The sequence below is a fragment of the Chryseobacterium antibioticum genome, assembly GCF_012927325.1.
Taxonomy (GTDB): Bacteria; Bacteroidota; Bacteroidia; order Flavobacteriales; family Weeksellaceae; genus Chryseobacterium; species Chryseobacterium antibioticum.
The window spans coordinates 92,299-110,699 of record NZ_JABBGI010000011.1; the positions used below are offsets into that span (position 1 = coordinate 92,299).

Consider the following 18,401-nt stretch of genomic DNA (forward strand, 5'->3'; position numbering starts at 1 on the left):
TAAATTTGAAGATTAATTCTACAAATAAATTTTAATAATAGATAAACTGTAATAATGGACAGATTTTCATTCCTAAACGCAGCTCATTCTCAGTTAATTGAGGATTTATACCAACAGTACTTAAAATTCCCGGATTCTTTGGAGCCATCATGGAAAGCCTTTTTTCAAGGCTTCGATTTTGCTTTGGAGAACTATGGAGATGATGATAGCATTCAATACATTCAGGCTTCGGCCAATGCTGCCCCGGCAGTACAGCAAATCTCTCAGGCAGTATCCAGCGGAGAAGTTCCTGAGCACATCAAAAAAGAGTTCAAGGTAGTAAACCTTATTGAGGCTTACAGAACGAGAGGGCACTTGTTCACAAAAACAAACCCAGTTAGAGAAAGAAGACACTATACGCCTACTTTAGACATCGAGAACTTCGGTCTTAGCAAGGAGGATTTAAATACAAAATTCAACTGTGCTGTTGAAACAGGTATGAAAGAGCCTGCAACACTACAGGACCTGATCAAGCATTTGGAAAGTATCTACTGCGGTTCTATCGGGGTAGAATACACGTATATCAACAATGTTGAAGAAAAAGATTTCATCAAGAAATGGCTTCAGGTGAACGAAAATCACCCAAGTCTTTCTGCAAATGAAAAAACTGAGATTTTACTAAAATTAAATCAGGCAGTCGCTTTTGAAAACTATCTTCACACCAAATTCGTAGGACAGAAGAGATTCTCCCTTGAAGGAGGAGAAACATTAATTCCTGCATTGGATCAGTTGATCTCAAGATCTTCTCAATTAGGAGTAGATGAAGTGGTTCTGGGAATGGCTCACAGAGGAAGACTGAACGTGTTGTCAAACATTTTTGGGAAATCTTACAAGCAGATCTTCTCAGAATTTGAAGGAAAAGAATTCGAAGAAGATGTATTCTCTGGTGATGTTAAATACCACTTGGGATCATCCAAAAAAGTGAAAACAGCTTCAGGAGAAGAAGTAGCCATCAACCTTACACCGAACCCATCTCACCTGGAAACCGTAGCTGCTCTTGTAGAAGGGATCTGCCGTGCGAAGATAGATGACAAATACAAAGGAGACGGTTCTAAGATCCTTCCTATCGTGATCCACGGTGACGGTGCTATTGCAGGTCAGGGGATTGCTTACGAGGTAGCTCAGATGATGACACTGGAAGGATATAAAACAGGAGGAACTGTTCATATCGTTGTTAACAACCAGGTTTCATTTACCACTAATTATGCAGATGCAAGATCTTCAACCTACTGTACAGACATTGCGAAAGTAACGGAGTCTCCGGTAATGCACGTTAATGCTGACGATGCTGAAGCGGTAGTTCACGCAATGCATTTTGCAGCAGATTTCAGAGCGAAGTTTGGTAAGGATGTTTATATCGATTTATTAGGATACAGAAAATATGGCCACAACGAAGGTGATGAGCCTAGATTCACACAGCCTAATTTATACAAATTAATTTCAAAACACCCGAATCCAAGAGAAATTTATAAAGATAAATTACTTAAGGACAGCATTACTTCCAACGATGTGATCGCAAAAATGGAATCAGATTTCAAAGCGCTTTTAGATAAAGACTTTGATGCTTCCAAAGAGATCGAGAAAAATGCAATGGACCTGTTCATGGCAGATGACTGGATCAATTATCCTATCGGAAAAAGAGGAGCTGTTCAGATTCCTGTAGATACAAAATATGACTTAGAAAAGCTTAAAGAACTGGCGATTAAAATGTCGTCTCTTCCAGCTGACAAAAAGTTCATCAATAAAATTACAAGACTGTTTGATAACCGTGTTAAGGCTATCGAAGGAAATTCATTAGACTGGGCTCTTGGAGAGTGGTTGGCATATGCTACACTTCTTGTGGAAGGCCACAATGTAAGAATTTCCGGAGAAGATGTTGAAAGAGGAACATTCTCTCACAGACATGCGGTGGTAAAAACTGAAGATACTGAAGAAGAATATATCCCGTTAAGACACGTATCAGAAAGCAGATTTGATGTATTCAACTCTCACCTTTCAGAATACGGAGTTTTAGGTTTCGACTACGGATATGCAATGGTTTCTCCTAATACATTAACGATCTGGGAAGCTCAGTTCGGAGACTTTGTAAACGGTGCTCAGATCATTGTTGACCAGTATCTGGCTGCAGCAGAAGAAAAATGGAAGATCCAGGACGGGTTGGTGATGTTATTGCCTCACGGTTCAGAAGGTCAGGGAGCAGAACACTCTTCAGCAAGATTAGAAAGATTCTTAACGCTTTGTGCGAACGAAAATATGGTGGTAGCCAATATCACTTCACCTGCCAATTATTTCCACTTATTAAGAAGACAGCTTAAATGGTCATTCAGAAAACCATTGATTGTGATGAGCCCTAAATCTTTATTGAGACACCCGAAAGTGGTTTCTCCATTAGAAGATTTTGCAAATGGTTCATTCCAGCCAATATTGGATGATCCTACGGCAGATCCTAAAAAAGTTGAAAAATTAGTATTGTGTTCAGGTAAATTATACTTCGAATTATTGGCGAAGAAAGAAGAACTGAACTGTGAAAATATTGCATTGGTAAGATTGGAGCAGTTATATCCGCTTCAGGCAGATGCAATAGATGCTATCTTCAGCAAATATGACAACAGAACACAATTGGTTTGGGCTCAGGAAGAACCGGAAAATATGGGAGCTTGGTCTTATATCCTGAGAAACTTCAGAGATACAGGAATTCAGGTAGTCTCTCCGGTACCAAGTGGTGCTCCGGCTCCGGGAAGTCACAAAATGTTTGAGAAAAACCAAAATGCAGTGATCAACAGAGTTTTCGACAGAGATGATGCTCCTGCAAAAAGACCCGTTACAGCGTAATTAAGAATAATACCCAATTAAAAAATAAAAAATACTCAATATGTCAGTTTTAGAAATGAAAGTTCCTTCACCGGGAGAATCCATTACAGAAGTTGAAATTGCAACTTGGCTTGTGAAAGATGGTGATTATGTAGAAAAAGATCAGCCCATCGCAGAAGTAGACTCAGATAAAGCAACTCTTGAATTACCAGCTGAACAAAGCGGTGTAATTACATTAAAAGCAGAAGAGGGTGATGTAGTACAGGTTGGTCAGGTAGTTTGTTTAATTGATGTGGATGCTCCTAAACCTGCAGGCGGAAGCGCTCCAGCTGCGGAAGCTCCAAAACAGGAAGAGGCTCCAAAAGCTGCTGAACCAGCGAAACAGGAAGCTCCAAAACCAGCTGCTCCGGTATCTGCTCCACAAACTTATGCAACGGGAGCTCCATCTCCTGCAGCTAAAAAGATCCTTGACGAGAAAGGGATTCAGGCAGGACAGGTTTCAGGAAGCGGAAGAGACGGAAGAGTTACTAAAACTGATGCAGAATTAGCTGCAGTTCCTGCTTTAGGAGGAACTCCTGCAACTGCAACCGGTGCACGTACAACGACGACGACTAAACTTTCAGTTCTAAGAAGAAAAATCGCTTCAAGATTGGTTTCAGTAAAGAACGAAACAGCGATGTTGACGACTTTCAACGAAGTTGATATGTCTGAAATTTTCAGATTAAGAAAATTATATAAAGAAGAATTTGCTCAGAAACATGGAGTTGGACTAGGATTTATGTCTTTCTTTACAAAAGCGGTTACAAGAGCTTTACAAATGTATCCTGATGTGAATGCATCTATCGACGGAGATTTCAAAATCAATTATGACTTCTGCGATATTTCAATTGCCGTTTCAGGCCCTAAAGGATTAATGGTTCCGGTATTGAGAAATGCTGAAAACATGTCTTTCAGTGGAGTAGAAGCGAACATCAAAGATCTTGCTACCAAAGTAAGAGACGGTAAAATTACTGTTGATGAAATGACGGGAGGTACATTTACCATTACCAATGGTGGTACTTTCGGATCTATGTTATCTACACCTATTATCAACCCGCCACAATCTGCTATCTTAGGAATGCACAATATCATCCAGAGACCGGTAGCTGTTGACGGACAGGTAGTAATCAGACCAATGATGTATGTGGCTATGTCTTATGACCACAGAATTATCGACGGAAAAGAGTCTGTAGGATTCCTTGTAGCGGTAAAAGAAGGTATCGACAACCCTGTTGAAATATTAATGGGAGGTGACGAAAGAAAAGGCCTTGGATTATAGATTTTAATACAATTATACTATAACTTACAATCTCGCCTTAAAAAAGGCGAGATTTTTGTATTTGTTAAAGAAATACTAAGATGATGTTCTCAAAAATGACTTCCAATATCAAAGTTTCAGTATTACCTGAATATGATAGTAAAAACAGTTATCCATCTGAAAACCGTTACGTCTTCAAGTATAATATTACAATAGAAAATGACGGCAGTTTTCCTATTAAAGTAATTAAAAGAAAATGGCTGATCTTCGACGTAGGTTTTGGATACACTGAGATTATAGGTGATGGAGTAATCGGATTAACACCAGAGATTCCAATAGGCGAAAATTTCGCTTACTTCTCCAATGTAATGCTTCGGTCCGGTGTAGGAAATATGAGCGGAAAATACCTTGTTAAAAACATGGACACACAGGAAACCTTTGAGATAGACATCCCGAAGTTTAATCTGTTGTCCGAAGTTTTAAGCAATTAGTATGATTCCTTGATGAATTGATGTCTGCTTAGACCTTGTTGAGATTTGATTTCTAAGAAATGTCCTCCTTTTGACAGGCTGGAAACGTCTATTTTGGAATTAGCAGAATTTTGCTGAATGAGTTTTCCCTCAGAACTGTAAATCTTTGTCCATTCGATACATTTAAGGCCTTTAATTTTAAAGAAAGCGTTCTCAGCAGGGTTAGGTTAGGGTACATATTGATGAGTATAGCAGCTGGGAGTAAAAACTTTTTACATTTTAAGGTTATAGTTTCTTAACGTATTTACTTAAAAAGGAATCATGTATTTCTTCATTTTGAGTGATGATTAACTTTTCAAAAGCCAACAGAGCGATTTTTGCACAAGCTTCCGCATCATCTCCGGCCCGGTGATGATTCAGACTGATCTGATGGTGTTCAGCCAGATGTTTTAGTCCGTATTTAGGAAGATAGTTCCATGATTTTTTGGCCAGCTGAATGCTGCAAAGGTAATTCAGTTTTGGGGTAAACATCCCGTAATGTTCAAAGCACCCTCTTAAAACACCGGCATCAAAACTGGCATTATGGGCAATCATCAGCGATCCGTACATCATTTCTTCAGCTTCATACCAGATCTCATCAAAAGTAGGGGCGTCCTTTACATCTTCGGGTTTTATCCCATGAACATCAATATTGAATCTGCTGAAATAAGGAAAACTCGGTGGTTTTATAAGCCAAGTCTTGGTTTCAACGATTTTGGAGTCCTGAACAACACAGATACCCATTTCACAGGCCGAATTTTTTTCGTGAGTGGCTGTTTCAAAATCTATTGCGCAGAAATCCATTTTTTTTAAGTGATAAATTAAGAGTTATGAATGATGAATGTCCTGATACTGCCTGAAAATAGCAGAAATCGATGATTTACAGTTTGAAATTTAAAGGGTAGAATTTAAAATTATTAAAGTGTAAGTTATACATTTTTTCCGAAATCAAAACATCCCATAATTTTAAACTACTTTGTCTGTTTGTTCGGTGAAAAATAGTCTACTTTAGAGAAAAGCCCGCGCTTATTTTTATCAAAGTTAAACCTTATCCCGGAACAGACATCAGGATCATAAAACGGTTATTTGCCTCCTAAAAAATGTTTAAAAATCAACCATTTTGATTGGTAGAATTCACTTTTTTGGTGGTTCTGACGCAGTTTCCATGTTCCAGGAAGTTGGGCATAAAATCCAAAATGTGCTCGTACAACCGCCCAAAGATGGGGAAACCCATTTTTTAATCCAAAATAAATTCCCGCAATTCCATCCAAACACAGCCTGAAGAATATCAGTCCTACCAGTTGGGGAAATGGGAGGTTTTTCAGCATCATCGAAAGATTATTTCTGATGTTTAAATAAGTTTTCTGTGCACTCTGTTTGTTCAGTGTTCCACCGCCTACGTGGTAGACTTTTGATTTTCCGGTATAGAAAATTTTCTTTCCTGAATTAATAAGTCTCCAGCAAAGATCAATTTCTTCCTGATGGGCAAAAAACCTTTCATCGAAACCATTTTGTTCCCAAAAATCTTTGGAACGCACGAAAAAGCAACATCCCGAAGCCCAGAAGATTTCCGTTTCGTCATTGTATTGTCCTTTGTCTTCCTCCGCATCATCAAAAACACGTCCACGGCAGTAAGGATAGCCCAGATTATCTATAAGGCCTCCTGCAGCCCCTGCAAATTCAAAGTGATTTTTATGGTTGAAAGATAAAATTTTAGGTTGAATAGCGGCTATGGAAGGGTCTTTTTCAAAGAGGTCCATAACGGGATTTATCCAGTTTTCAGTAACTTCTACATCAGAGTTCAGAAGACAGTAATATTCGTTCTTTATTTCCTTTAAACCTTCATTATATCCGCCTGCAAAACCATAGTTTTTATCGTTTCTAATGATTTTTACGGTGGGAAATTGAGTTTCTGTAAATGCTATAGAATCATCGGTAGAAAGATTGTCAATGACATAAACATCGGCATTCTGAGAAAAGCTGACTACACTTGGAAGAAATTTCTCGAGCCAGTTTTTACCGTTCCAGTTTAAAATGACAACTGCTAAATTTTTAGGCATGAGAATTATATTTTTTCAGCATCAAATGTTTTAATGGAATCCTGATATTTCCACTTTCTGTGCGACCATAGGTAATTGTCCGGATGTTTGTGTAACGTGTTTTCAAGAAGTTTATGGAATTTTCTTACGACTTCATGCTCTGTAAACTTTTCACCGTCAGGATAAATTCTATGATAATTGACCTGATAATAGCCTCGTTTTACTTTTTTCATTTCACAATAAATAAAAGCAAGGTCCATTCTGGTAGCCAGTTTATCATATCCGATAAATGCAGGCGTTTTCTGGTTTAAAAATTCTAATCCATAGTTCACATGGGCTACATGTGGAGTTTGGTCTGCAACAAACATATAAGCTGATTCGCCGTCATTTTTAGACCTGAAGATATTCTTGATCACTTCATTGGCCTCCAGTGCTTCATTTCCAAACTTATTTCTCACTTTCTTCATCTGATTTTCCCAGAAATCGCTGTTTACCTTTCTGTATACCGGGTGGCAGTGTTTTTGCGGAATAATCCTGGCGAAAGCATTCATCCACTCCCAATTAAAGACGTGTCCGGCAAGCATAATAATATTTTTGCCTTCAGCTTTAGCTTCGTGAAACACATCCTGATTGATGTGCTGCATTCTGACTCTGGCTTCTGTCTCGGAAATGCTGAAAGATTTAATGGTTTCTACCAGATAATCTGAGAAATTTTCATAAAATTTCTTTCTTATAATGGCAATTTCTTCTTCTGACTTTTCAGGAAAAGAGTTTCGTAGATTTTGGGTGATCACGTTCTTTCTATATCCTACCAAATAATAATTTAGAAAGAAAATAACATCCGAAAAAATGTATAATACTTTAAGCGGAAGTTTAGAAATGAAATATAATATTTTGATTAAGAAATTCATAAAACATGCAAATTTAGTGATAAAAAAAATATGGTTCTATTTTTGCTTGTAATAAGTATTATTTTTTTATTTTTATGTTATGAAAAAATTGTCGATCATAGCCTTTCTTGGATTAAGCGTATTTGCTTTTTCTCAGGATACCAAAAATCAACCGGAAGCAAGAAAGCAGGATAATGCACTTCTGGTAAAAGCTGATCATGCAGAGCTTGACGCGAAGAAGAAAGCAGGTGAGGAGAAGGCAAAACTTCCCAAACCTTACGACCCTAAAGCAAATGCAGAGGCTGATATTAAAAAGCTGGTTGCCCAGGCTAAAAAAGAAGGAAAAAATATTATCATCCAGGCTGGTGGAAACTGGTGTATCTGGTGTCTCCGTTTTAATAATTTTGTCCAAAATACTCCTGAACTAAAGGAAACTGTAGATAAGAACTATCTGTATTATCATCTGAACTATTCTCCGGAAAACAAGAACGAAAAAGTTTTTAGTCAATACATCAATATAAATGAACAACAATTTTATCCCTTTTTTATCATATTAGATAAGAATGGAAAAAAATTAAATGTACAACAAAGCGAAGTTTTAGAGGAAGGAAAAGGATATAGTAAAGAAAAAGTAAAAAAGTTTTTACAAACAGGTAAAGCTTAAGCGATACTATTTAAGATAAGATAAAGAGGCTATTCCAAAAGAATAGCCTCTTTTTTAGATTAGCAATTTTCCACATGTATACTATTATCGTGTGAATTAAAACAGGCCACACCTCCTCCCTGATAATCCAAGCACGAAGTGCAAGAACTTAGAGATACGAAGGAACCATCTGAACAAGTACCAGCACATGAACTGCCACCAGAAAACATTTTTAGCTGTTTACGAGATAACTTTTTTAAATTTTTCATAATTGTATATATTTAAAGTTTCACCATAAATATACAAAGTATTATATATAAATCTCAATAAAGGGAATAATTAAAGCAATTTCTTAATCCAGCTTAACTTCTTTTCCGTGTAGGGAGGATATTTAATGCTCGGTTCGCCCCAGGTTGCTTTTTCGAGAATAGATTTCTGATGCGAAAAAGCTTCAAAACCATACTTTCCATGATAATTTCCGATACCGGAGTTTCCAACACCTCCAAAGGGCAGCCGGTCATTGCCTAAATGCATGATCACATCATTGATACACCCGCCACCAAAAGAAAGTTTCGACTTAAAAGCTTCTTTTTCCTCTGAATTCCGGGTGAAAAGGTAAGCGGCAAGCGGTTTTTCCAGCTCCAAAATGGTTGTAAGAATCAAATTAAAGTTCGTAAAACTAATGACAGGCAATATCGGACCGAAAATTTCTTCCTGCATCACATCATCTTCCCAGTTGATATTATTTAAAAGAGTAGGTTCTATGTACAGCTTTTCTGTGTCGGAATTTCCTCCGAAATAAAGTTTGTCTTCAGGAATAAGCTTGACTAACCGATCAAAATTTCTCCGGTTGATAATTCTTGTGTACTGTTCAGCATCCGGCCCGTATTGAAATTCTGTGATATACTTTCGTAACATTTCCATAAACTGCTCATGGATGGATTCTTCAACGAGCAGGTAATCAGGTGCCACGCAGGTTTGTCCGGCATTAAGAAATTTGCCCCATACAATTCTTTTGGCGGCAATTTCAAGATCAGCATCTTTGGTTACAATGGCAGGAGATTTTCCACCCAATTCAAGAACTACGGGTGTTAGATGTTCTGCAGCAGCTTTATAGACAATCTTTCCAACTTTAGTACTTCCGGTAAAGAATATTTTGTCGAATTTCAACTTTAAAAGTTCTGTGGTTTCATCAATACCGCCTTCGTAAACATATAGATATTCAGGAGGAAAATTTTCATTGATGAGTTTTGCCATTGCTTTCATTGTATTTTCAGCGATTTCACTCGGTTTTAATATACAACAATTTCCTGCAGCCAATGCAGCAATCATAGGAGAGAGTGATAATTGGTACGGGTAATTCCATGCACCAATAACCAAAACGCAGCCCAAAGGTTCAGGATGAATACTGCTTTTTCCGATCTGATTGGCCAGATTGGTGGTTACCTTTTTCGGTTTTGAAAGGGAGTTCAGATTCTTTAGATAATAATCAATATCATTAAGAACAAAGGAAAGTTCCGTGGTAAAAGTATCAAACTTTGACTTGCCAAAATCCTTGTGAATGGCTTCACATAAAAGATTTTCATTGTTGATAATGATATCGCGAAGTTTTTCAAGATACATTTTCCTGAACTTGATGTTCTTCGTTTGCTGGGTGTTGAAAAAAGCTTTCTGATTCGATACGACTTCCTGAATTTTCATACAATCAAATTTCAGGAATTACAGCAAATTTCCGGCCTAAAAATTACATAATATTTCTCACTGCAATTTTCACAGGATGATAGAGTAGTAAAGCGAATGCTGTGATCAAAGCCAGCCAGAACAGTCCGGTGAAAATTTCCATATTGGAAAGAAGGATAGATTGGGCGGTTATTTTTGCTTTAAATGCTCCGGCAGTCATGGATAAAGATTCATTTACAGGAAGTTTAGACAGATTAGCCCCAAACAATTGGCTCCATTGGCTGTAGAAAACAGGATTGGTATCGGTCAGGTTAAAGCTCAACGTATCATAATGTTTTAACGTTAAAAATAGCATCAAATTCTGCATCAATGCATACCCAATCGCGGTAGTCCAGAAACGGGTTGTTGTTCCTAAAGCTGTCGCATTGGCCACGTATTGCTCCGGCATTCCTGAAATTAAAAAGAATACCAAAGGCGTGAACAATAATCCCTGTGCAATTCCCTGCAGGAATAAAGGCGGGCAGATCGTGGAAAGGGTAGTGTCAGGATAAAAAGTATAGGTAAACCATGCGCAATCCACAGCCAGCAGCAGAAATCCGGTAAAGAAAACAATTCTTGAGGAAACGCCCCGTATCAGGCATATTCCTGATAAAACCACACCCAATAAAGTTCCTGCTACATTCCAGTATTGAATGTTCACAATATAATCCCAAGGCCATTTCCATACGGTAGCCATAATACTGTAGACATTATTCAGCCCGGAGCGGATCAGGTAAAAAATAAAAAACAGGATCATTCCGGCAATGACATTCTTTGAGGTGAACACTTCAAAATGAAAGATCGGTCTTTTGGAATTCCTTTGTTTAAGCATAAATAATCCTCCTGAAAGCAGAAATATAAAAAGACATAGGATAATCGTATCAGACTCAAACCACATCAGTCTTTTACCATAAATAATAGCATATCCTCCCGACTGCAGACAAGCCCATAACAGGAACCAGCTCGTAATATCCAACTGGTAAAGGGGCATTTTAGGGAAAAATCTGTTGGTATTGAAAAGAGCGATGCCAATGATCAGGACAAAAATGTGAAAATAGACCATCATTAAAATCATATGCTGGAAATTATAATTTTCAATACTGGATTTCAGTAAGGAAGTTGTAATTGTTCCGCCCGTCAGCATGATGGTGTACATCAAAAGATAGGCTATGACCTTAGCGTGTTTTGTTTTTAATTCAGCGATGATCAGTGGTAGAAAGATGGCGCCTTCCATCAATCCGAAAATGCCTTCCAAAAACCGGATAATCAGGATGACCTGATAATTGTTGGTGACGGACAAAGCGTATAGAATGATTACAGAAACGGACGACATCAGCAGGATATAATATTTCACACTGAAGTAAGACATAAATCTCTGTAAAACTAAAAGGGTGACTACAAATGTCCCGTACATCAGAATCATTAAATATTGAATGTCATCTGAATCTACATCCATAAAAGAAGAGGTAAAGGCACTGTTGGAATGTAAAATGGATAACAGCATCAGATGGGGAAACAGGGCGAGTACCAAAAGAGGCAGTTTCAGCCATTGGGGCACCCATTGATGATAAACGGTATTATGCTGCATGAGGATGTGTTAATGTGGTGACTTGATGATGCTATAAAGCAGGTAGATAAATTTGTGAATTGGCCTTCTTGAATTTTTCTGAAAAAAAGCGAAAAGACAAAAGAGCAGGTTGTAAAAGTAAAAGGTAAATGACAAACGCTAATGAATCATCAGAAGCTTGTCACTGCAGTTCTGTCTTTTCGCTAAAAAAAAAATCTAATCTGGCTATGTATTGAATTGAAAGTGTGATTATTTGAAATGCGCTGGTGTGATCATTATTAAAGTATTCTTCTGCATTAATACCTTCCGGTTCTAATAACTTTCACACCCTCACATTCTCTAACATTCACACAAAATCACTATATTTTCTTCGCACTCACCAGAACATTCATTCCGGAAAGTAGTTTTTCGTTATTTTGATTGTTATCGAGAATAATTTTTACCGGGAATCTCTGTTCGATCTTGACGAAGTTTCCCGTAGCATTATCCGGTTTTACCAGAGAAAATTGTGAACCGGATGCAGGCGAAACGGAAACCACTTTCCCTTTAAATTCAAGATCAGGATAAGCATCTGCGGTGATTGTTACTTCCTGTTTTGGATCGATTTGTCCTAGTTGCGTTTCTTTGTAATTGGCAATGATCCATTTTTCTTTGCTCACGATTTGTACCAGAGCCTGACCTTCCTTGATCAGTTGCCCTTCCTGGATTGTTTTCTTTCCGACCCAGCCGTCATAAGGAGCTGTAATCACGGTGTATGAAAGGAAAAGTTTGGCATTGTTCAGGCTTGCAGAACTTTGCTGGATCTGGCTTTTCACGGGAGCAACTTTGGTCTGTTGTTCGTTGGCGCCCGCTCTTACTGCATTTTTCTGTTGTTCTAAAGCTAAAAGATTGGCTTTTGCCTGCTCATAGGAAGCTTTTACATTTTCAAACTGCTGTTCGGTTGCGGCATCTTCTGAAACTAGATTTTTATACCTCTTAAAATCCTGTTCTGTTCTCCATATATCGATTTTTGCGGAAGCGATCTTGGCATCGATGATTTTAGAATCACTTTCTTTTGTATTGACTCCACTTTCTATGGTGGTAATGTTTTCAGCATTGGCGTGAAGGCCTGCTTCGGCCATTTTAACCTGGTTAACGAATTCTCTGTTATATATGATGATTAATGTATCCCCTTTACGGACAAACTGGTTTTCGTCGAACTGTATGGTTTTAATAAATCCTGAAACCTTGCTGGAAACCGGGGTAATATATTGTTCGATCTGAGCATCATTGGTGGTGACATTTTTTCTTGAAAAAAGATAGAAACTTACCATTCCTGTAATCCCGCTGATGATAAGGATCCAGGCCAGGAGCGTGATCGTTTTATTAATTCTTTTTTCCTTTTGTGTCAGTTGTTTCTTTGCCATAGTTTTTATAAGTTCCCAATCGTGTACTGGAGTTGGTAATATTTTAATTGTCGGTTAATTTTTACGGAGATTAGATTAGATTCAGCTTCCAGATAAGCATTATCGGCGTCGATAAGCTCGGTGATCAGACTCAGTTTATTAGCATATTTTGTTTTTACAATGCGATAGTTTTCTTTGGCCTGGCCAATGGCTTCTTCTGCGATTTTTACTTTCTGGTCGGTTTCTTCAAACTTTTTATAGGCCTCGTAAACGGTATGTCTTACATTTTCGTCGTTTTCTTCAATCTGAAGTTTTGCCAGATCAATATTCTCCCTGGCTTCCTGCATTTTATACTTGTTTTTGTACAGATTTTCAATGGGGTAGGTAAGGTTTACGCCCAGCATTCCCAAACGGTAGGCATAAGGCTCAGGAGGGAAAAACATCATATTGGGGTACTTTATAAAATATTCTCCACCTGCTGTAATCTTCGGTAAATAATTCGCTTTCGTGATCTTCTGATCCAGTACCTTTAACGATAGGTTTTTATGGGTCATTTCCACCGATTCGTTCTTGGCTAAAGCGGTTTTTGTTAATTCATCAATATAAGGGATCACTGTTTTATCAGAGATAAGATCTTCGGTGTCTACATGCATTTCCTGGTTTTCCGGAAGCGAAAGGATGGTTTTAAGCTTATGTTCCGCAATCTGGATGTCATTGTCCAGTTCCGTCCGGCTCATGGTATGATTGGAAAGCTGTAAAGAAGTTCTCAAAACTTCATTGACTGTAACCACCCCATTGGCTTTTAAAGATTTTACCTGTTTGATGTTGATAGAGTCTTCCCTCATCTTGTCATTGATAAGGCTCTGCTGTTCTTTTAAATGATGGATCTGAAGAAAGGCTGTAATGATCTCCATTTTAAACTGTCTCTCATTCCGGTGTGTTTTCAATGCCGAGATCTCCGTGTCAATGGATGCTTTTTTCTCTGTATTTCTGATTTTTCCGCCCATATACACCGGAATCGATGCAGACAGGGTAAAATCATACATTCCGTTGATAATATCATATTTGGTAGCCTTATTGAAAAAACCATTTTGATGCTGGAAAAGATTGGTCACCTGATTGTAGCTGGTATGAAACTCAATATCCGGTAATTTTTCCATCGCAAGGTCTTTTTCCCTAGTGACAGACATTTCCTGTTTTAAATGGCTTATCTGAATGTTTTTGTTATTTTTCAAACCAGTCTCTATGGCCTGTTGAAGACTGAGACGCTGGTAGTCGATCATCTGTGAGTGTAAAAAACTGCCTGTCAGCAGTAAGCACAACGACATGCACTGATATCTGCATGCGTTAAATATCATATTCATAATTTATTTAAATAATTTTTGCTAAAGTGATTTTGATGCTGCAAAGTTACGATAGAGAGCATCGGACCCGATTTGTGAAAACAGAAAAAGATTTGCTCATTTACGCCATTATGGAATTTTCTTCCTACCTTTATTTTATGAACGACAGCCATTTTAAAGCAGTAGAAGAGGAAGATGCAGAATTTTATGTCTATAATGTGCTCGCAGGAAACGTTACCACAGAGATTCACCATCACAGTTCTGCCCAGCTGGTGTACGCAGAGGGAGGGATAGTGCATGTATTTACAGATCTCAAGCATTGGTATCTTCCGGCAAGATGTTTTATGTGGATCCCGGCGGGTATACCTCATTATATTTTTTCAACCAGTCCCAAGGTAGATCTTTACAATTTTTATTTTAAAAAAGAAGACCATGAAAATGGCTTTTTTGATGAAATTAATATTTATTCAGTGAGTCACTTGCTTAGGGAAATGATTTTGTATACAAAAGACTGGAATGGGAAAATCACAAAAAATGATGTTCCAAAATATTATTTCCTCAAAGCTTTAAAAGGAATTCTTCTTGAAAAAAGAGATAAAAAACTGGCTTTTCCGGTCCAGCATCCGTTTCCAAAAGATGAAACGCTGCTGAAGATTGCCAGATACATTCATGCCAACCTTGAAAAGCCTCTTACGATAGAATCTACGGCGAAAGAATTCGGAATGAGTACAAGAACGCTCTCCCGGAAGTTTAAAGAGATTTTAGGGATGAATTACGTCCGGTTTTTGCGGGCATTGAGAATCACCCGTTCTTTGGAATTGATGTTGGAAGGGAAATATAATATGTATGAGATCGCCATGATGGTAGGGTATAACAGTTTGTCTTCCTTCAGTACTATTTTCAAAAAAGTAATAGGAGTTGCTCCGAGTGAATATCAGCAGAAATTGAGAGGGAATAGGTGAGTGAGAGAGTTGATGTGTTTTGAGATCGCTTCGTCGCTACGCTCCTCGCAATGACAAAAAGTAATGATGGCGACGAATGCCCTAGCCCCGATAGGAACGGTTACCCCGCAACTGGAAGCAGGAAAGTAGAAGGATTTTGGAGCTGGCGTGTTGGCGTGAGGAGTATGAGTGGATAGCGGGATTAAGCTTCTCCAAGGATTAAAAAAGAAAAACCACTTCAGACGAAGTGGTTTATATATTTGAGAAAATCTCTGGAGCGATTAAGCTTCTTCAGAAGGAGTTTCTTCTACTACTACTTTAGCTTTAGGAGCAGCTGGTTTAGGAGCTTCTACCGGAGCGTCAGATACAACGTCAAATTCGAAGTTGTACTCAACATTTCTGTGTAGTCTGATGTTTGCAGTCACTTTACCAGTTCTTTTGATTGTGTTCCCTGGAATTTTGATGTATTTCTTCTCTACAGAAACTCCAGCTTTAGCAAGAGCAGCAGATAGGTCAGAATTGTTGATAGATCCGAATAACTTGTCACCAGAACCTACTTTTGTAGGGATCGTGATAGAAGTTTTCTTTAATTGATCTACTACACTGTTAGCTGCAGCGATTAATTTAGCTTCTTCTTCTTTTCTAGCTTCTAAAGTAGCTTCTAGAGCTGCTTTGTTTTTAGGAGTAGCTAAAAGTGCAATTCCCTGAGGAAGTAAGAAGTTTCTAGCATAACCAGGCTTTACGCTTACTGTATCAAACTCAAGTCCTAAGTTTTCTACGTCTTTTTTTAGGATGATATCCATTGTTGTTGTCCTTTTTTAGAATTTAGATGCTAGATATTAGACATTAGATAGTAGACATTAAGTCTGAAATCTGGAATCTGAGATCTATTAATCTAAATTAAGTTAGAATTAAAATTATTTATTCAGCAACAAAAGAAGAGGTTGCCCTCTTCTTTTATTTATTTTTTTGTCTTATTTCAATAAGTCAGCTACGTAAGGTAGTAAAGAAAGGTGTCTTGCTCTTTTGATCGCAGCAGAAACTTTTCTTTGGTATTTTAAAGAAGTTCCAGTGTATCTTCTTGGTAAGATCTTACCTTGCTCGTTTACAAACTGTAATAAGAAATCAGCATCTTTGTAATCAACGTGCTTAATTCCGTATTTTTTGAATCTACAATATTTCTTTTCAGATTTTGTATTGATATCAAGTGGAGTAAGGAATTTTACTTCTGATTCTCCTCCAGCAGAGGCTTGTTTAGCCATTTCGTCTATTGCCATGTCTTGTCTTTTTTAAAAAATAGGGTTAATAATTAAGCTCTAGCCGCTTTGATTTTAGTTCTTCTAGTTACAGCGTACTCAACAGCGTGCTTGTCAAGTTTTGTAGTCAGGTAACGGATTACTCTCTCGTCACGTTTGAATGCTAATTCTAGGTCAGCAACTACAGTACCTTCACCTTTAAACTCAATTAAAGTGTAGAATCCATTCTTTTTCAATTGAATTGGATAAGCTAATTTTTTTAGTCCCCAGCTTTCTTTGGCAACGATTTCACAGTTCTTTTCTTTTAAAAGATCTTCAAATTTTTTCACTGCTTCCTCTACCTGAGCATCAGATAGAACGGGAGTTAAAATGAAAACAGTTTCGTAATTGTTCATAATGTTAAATGAATTTGTTAATTATTTCGAGGTGCAAAATTAGAGAATATATTTTGAATATACAATAGTTGTATGAACATTTGTGAGCAGAAATCAACTGGTTCTACAAGTGATAGATAGAAAGAACAAAGAGAAAAGAAGAAAGATTTTCAGATCTCAAAAAACAAAAGAAGATAAGTATAGTAAACTTTAATCAACCTACTTATCCCGAAACTACTCCTTCTCCCTGATTTCCGTCAGAAAATTCACCTTAATTACATCGTACAAAGAATGTCTGCTCACCAAAATAGAAGCAATGGAGGAGACCATTCCCGCCAGCATTAAATGAAAAATAAGGGAATGCCTGTCCGTCATTTCCAGTACAATAATCGCTGAAGTAAACGGAGCTCTGGTAATTCCGGTAAGAAAGGCCACCATTCCAGCGAGAATCACCACATTGGTTTCGTTGGGGGTTAAATGGATGGCTCCGGAGATCACGGATCCTATGCTGGCGCCGGCACTCAGAGCAGGAGCAAAAATTCCGCCTGCACCGCCTGATGTGAAAGAAAGGGCAGGGCCGAGCATTCTTAAAATCGGGACATACCAGTCTTCATGCTTATCTTTTGTAAAAAGGACCCGTTCCATAATCTCCTTTCCGGATCCCAGGATTTCCCTGTTGATGAAGTAGGCGATAGAAGCGATGAACAGTGCACAGATCACAAGAAAAACGACATTGGCTCTATCGGTTTTAAGTTTCCTTTTCTTCCAGTCACTCATCTTAAGCATCATTACAGAAAGCTGACTGGCCAGAATTCCGGCGGTTCCCGCTACAAGAACAATGGGAAACATGACCATTAAAGAAACATCGTTTGTTTTCGGATATCCTAAATACAGATAAGATCCGGCTAATGTCTGGGCAGTTAAACCTGCAATGATTACCGCCGTAAACAAGGCCGTTTTGAAATAATTGATATGCGTTTTGGAAAGTTCTTCTACCGCAAATACAATTCCGCCCAGTGGGGTGTTAAATGCCGCTGCAAGTCCTGCTGCTGCGCCTGTCATAATCATGTTTTTCTTGGAGATTTTCGGCCACCAGTGCGGAAGATATTCATTGACTTTCCTGAAAACGGAACCTGCAATCTGGATGGTTGGTCCTTCGCGTCCCACAGCGCCTCCTCCAATCACCAGAACAACGGATGAGATGATTTTAAATACAATGATCTTTAGACTTAAAAGGTTCCTGATCTTTGTGTGTTCTTTTGGATTGGCCAGTTCTACAGCAGCCATCACCTGTGGTATACCACTTCCTTTGGCGTATGGAGCAAATTCTTTCACGAGCCACCACGAAAGGACAAAACCGATTGGAGCAATGATGAAGATCATCCACGCATGCCAGTTCATCATAAAATTCAGCAGATGTTCTCCCCAGGCAAATATCTTGGCATACATCACTGCAAAAAAGCCGGTGATCACAGAGCCAATCCAGAAAGGAATAGCCTGAAGCAAGTTGTTCTTCAGCTGCTCGTTTCGGATATTGTCAAAAGACTTTTTCAGGCCTTTTCGTAGGAGGGAGAAAATTTTCAGCATT

General features: G+C 38.2%; 16 protein-coding genes and 1 pseudogene. 5 read left to right on the forward strand and 12 right to left on the reverse strand.

Annotated elements, in window-relative coordinates; genetic code table 11:
* Positions 1 to 54: 54 nt before the first annotated feature.
* The 3 genes from HHL23_RS10190 to apaG all read left to right on the forward strand — a co-directional run bounded on the left by HHL23_RS10190 (position 55) and on the right by apaG (position 4,638).
* On the forward strand, positions 55 to 2,871 hold the full coding sequence (locus HHL23_RS10190) for a 2-oxoglutarate dehydrogenase E1 component (RefSeq protein ID WP_169234697.1): 2,817 nt from the start codon (positions 55 to 57) through the stop codon (positions 2,869 to 2,871).
* A gap of 40 nt (positions 2,872 to 2,911) precedes the next feature.
* Positions 2,912 to 4,168 (forward strand): 2-oxoglutarate dehydrogenase complex dihydrolipoyllysine-residue succinyltransferase, encoded by a 1,257-nt coding sequence (odhB, locus tag HHL23_RS10195; RefSeq protein ID WP_169234698.1) that lies wholly within the window; start codon positions 2,912 to 2,914, stop codon positions 4,166 to 4,168.
* A gap of 80 nt (positions 4,169 to 4,248) precedes the next feature.
* A complete protein-coding gene (gene apaG / locus HHL23_RS10200; protein WP_169234699.1) occupies positions 4,249 to 4,638 on the forward strand; it encodes a Co2+/Mg2+ efflux protein ApaG in 390 nt (129 codons plus the stop codon).
* On the opposite strand, the pseudogene HHL23_RS22920 reads toward apaG, so the two are convergent.
* From HHL23_RS22920 to HHL23_RS10220, 4 genes and pseudogenes are all read right to left on the reverse strand, one after another.
* Positions 4,635 to 4,832, reverse strand: a pseudogene (locus HHL23_RS22920) (T9SS type A sorting domain-containing protein); the annotation flags it as partial. The gene apaG and the pseudogene HHL23_RS22920 sit on opposite strands and share 4 nt — an antisense overlap.
* A 70-nt stretch (positions 4,833 to 4,902) precedes the next feature.
* Positions 4,903 to 5,460, reverse strand: coding sequence for a 3'-5' exonuclease (locus tag HHL23_RS10210; protein ID WP_169234700.1), 558 nt, complete (start codon positions 5,458 to 5,460; stop codon positions 4,903 to 4,905).
* Positions 5,461 to 5,738: 278 nt separating this feature from the next.
* Positions 5,739 to 6,716, reverse strand: coding sequence for a glycosyltransferase family 2 protein (locus HHL23_RS10215; protein WP_169234701.1), 978 nt, complete (start codon positions 6,714 to 6,716; stop codon positions 5,739 to 5,741).
* Between the two features lie 5 nt (positions 6,717 to 6,721).
* Entirely contained in the window at positions 6,722 to 7,606 is an 885-nt protein-coding gene (locus tag HHL23_RS10220) for a lysophospholipid acyltransferase family protein (protein WP_169234702.1), read from the reverse strand.
* 79 nt (positions 7,607 to 7,685) lie between these two features.
* Here HHL23_RS10220 and HHL23_RS10225 point away from each other — a divergent pair, with 79 nt between their 5' ends.
* Positions 7,686 to 8,249, forward strand: coding sequence for a thioredoxin family protein (locus HHL23_RS10225; RefSeq protein WP_169234703.1), 564 nt, complete (start codon positions 7,686 to 7,688; stop codon positions 8,247 to 8,249).
* Between the two features lie 318 nt (positions 8,250 to 8,567).
* Here HHL23_RS10225 and HHL23_RS10230 read toward each other — a convergent pair whose 3' ends face one another.
* The 4 genes from HHL23_RS10230 to HHL23_RS10245 all read right to left on the reverse strand — a co-directional run bounded on the left by HHL23_RS10230 (position 8,568) and on the right by HHL23_RS10245 (position 14,263).
* Positions 8,568 to 9,929, reverse strand: a complete 1,362-nt coding sequence (locus HHL23_RS10230; protein WP_169234704.1) for an aldehyde dehydrogenase — start codon at positions 9,927 to 9,929, stop codon at positions 8,568 to 8,570.
* 43 nt (positions 9,930 to 9,972) lie between these two features.
* On the reverse strand, positions 9,973 to 11,535 hold the full coding sequence (locus HHL23_RS10235) for an MFS transporter (RefSeq protein ID WP_169234705.1): 1,563 nt from the start codon (positions 11,533 to 11,535) through the stop codon (positions 9,973 to 9,975).
* A 338-nt stretch (positions 11,536 to 11,873) separates the two neighbouring features.
* Positions 11,874 to 12,920: an HlyD family secretion protein gene (locus tag HHL23_RS10240; protein WP_169234706.1), complete on the reverse strand. Its 1,047-nt coding sequence runs from the start codon at positions 12,918 to 12,920 to the stop codon at positions 11,874 to 11,876.
* 5 nt (positions 12,921 to 12,925) lie between these two features.
* Positions 12,926 to 14,263 (reverse strand): TolC family protein, encoded by a 1,338-nt coding sequence (locus HHL23_RS10245; RefSeq protein WP_228464700.1) that lies wholly within the window; start codon positions 14,261 to 14,263, stop codon positions 12,926 to 12,928.
* 35 nt (positions 14,264 to 14,298) lie between these two features.
* Here HHL23_RS10245 and HHL23_RS10250 point away from each other — a divergent pair, with 35 nt between their 5' ends.
* Positions 14,299 to 15,204 (forward strand): helix-turn-helix domain-containing protein, encoded by a 906-nt coding sequence (locus HHL23_RS10250; RefSeq protein ID WP_194306294.1) that lies wholly within the window; start codon positions 14,299 to 14,301, stop codon positions 15,202 to 15,204.
* Positions 15,205 to 15,464: 260 nt separating this feature from the next.
* Here the strand turns inward: HHL23_RS10250 and rplI are convergent, their stop codons facing one another.
* The 4 genes from rplI to HHL23_RS10270 form a co-directional block, all read right to left on the reverse strand.
* Positions 15,465 to 15,986: a 50S ribosomal protein L9 gene (gene rplI, locus HHL23_RS10255; RefSeq protein WP_169234708.1), complete on the reverse strand. Its 522-nt coding sequence runs from the start codon at positions 15,984 to 15,986 to the stop codon at positions 15,465 to 15,467.
* A gap of 171 nt (positions 15,987 to 16,157) precedes the next feature.
* Positions 16,158 to 16,460, reverse strand: a complete 303-nt coding sequence (rpsR, locus tag HHL23_RS10260) for a 30S ribosomal protein S18 (protein WP_034706728.1) — start codon at positions 16,458 to 16,460, stop codon at positions 16,158 to 16,160.
* A gap of 32 nt (positions 16,461 to 16,492) precedes the next feature.
* Complete coding sequence (gene rpsF / locus HHL23_RS10265; RefSeq protein ID WP_073336304.1) at positions 16,493 to 16,834, reverse strand: 30S ribosomal protein S6; 342 nt, start codon at positions 16,832 to 16,834, stop codon at positions 16,493 to 16,495.
* 213 nt (positions 16,835 to 17,047) lie between these two features.
* Positions 17,048 to 18,400 (reverse strand): chloride channel protein, encoded by a 1,353-nt coding sequence (locus tag HHL23_RS10270; protein ID WP_169234709.1) that lies wholly within the window; start codon positions 18,398 to 18,400, stop codon positions 17,048 to 17,050.
* Position 18,401: the final 1 nt, after the last annotated feature.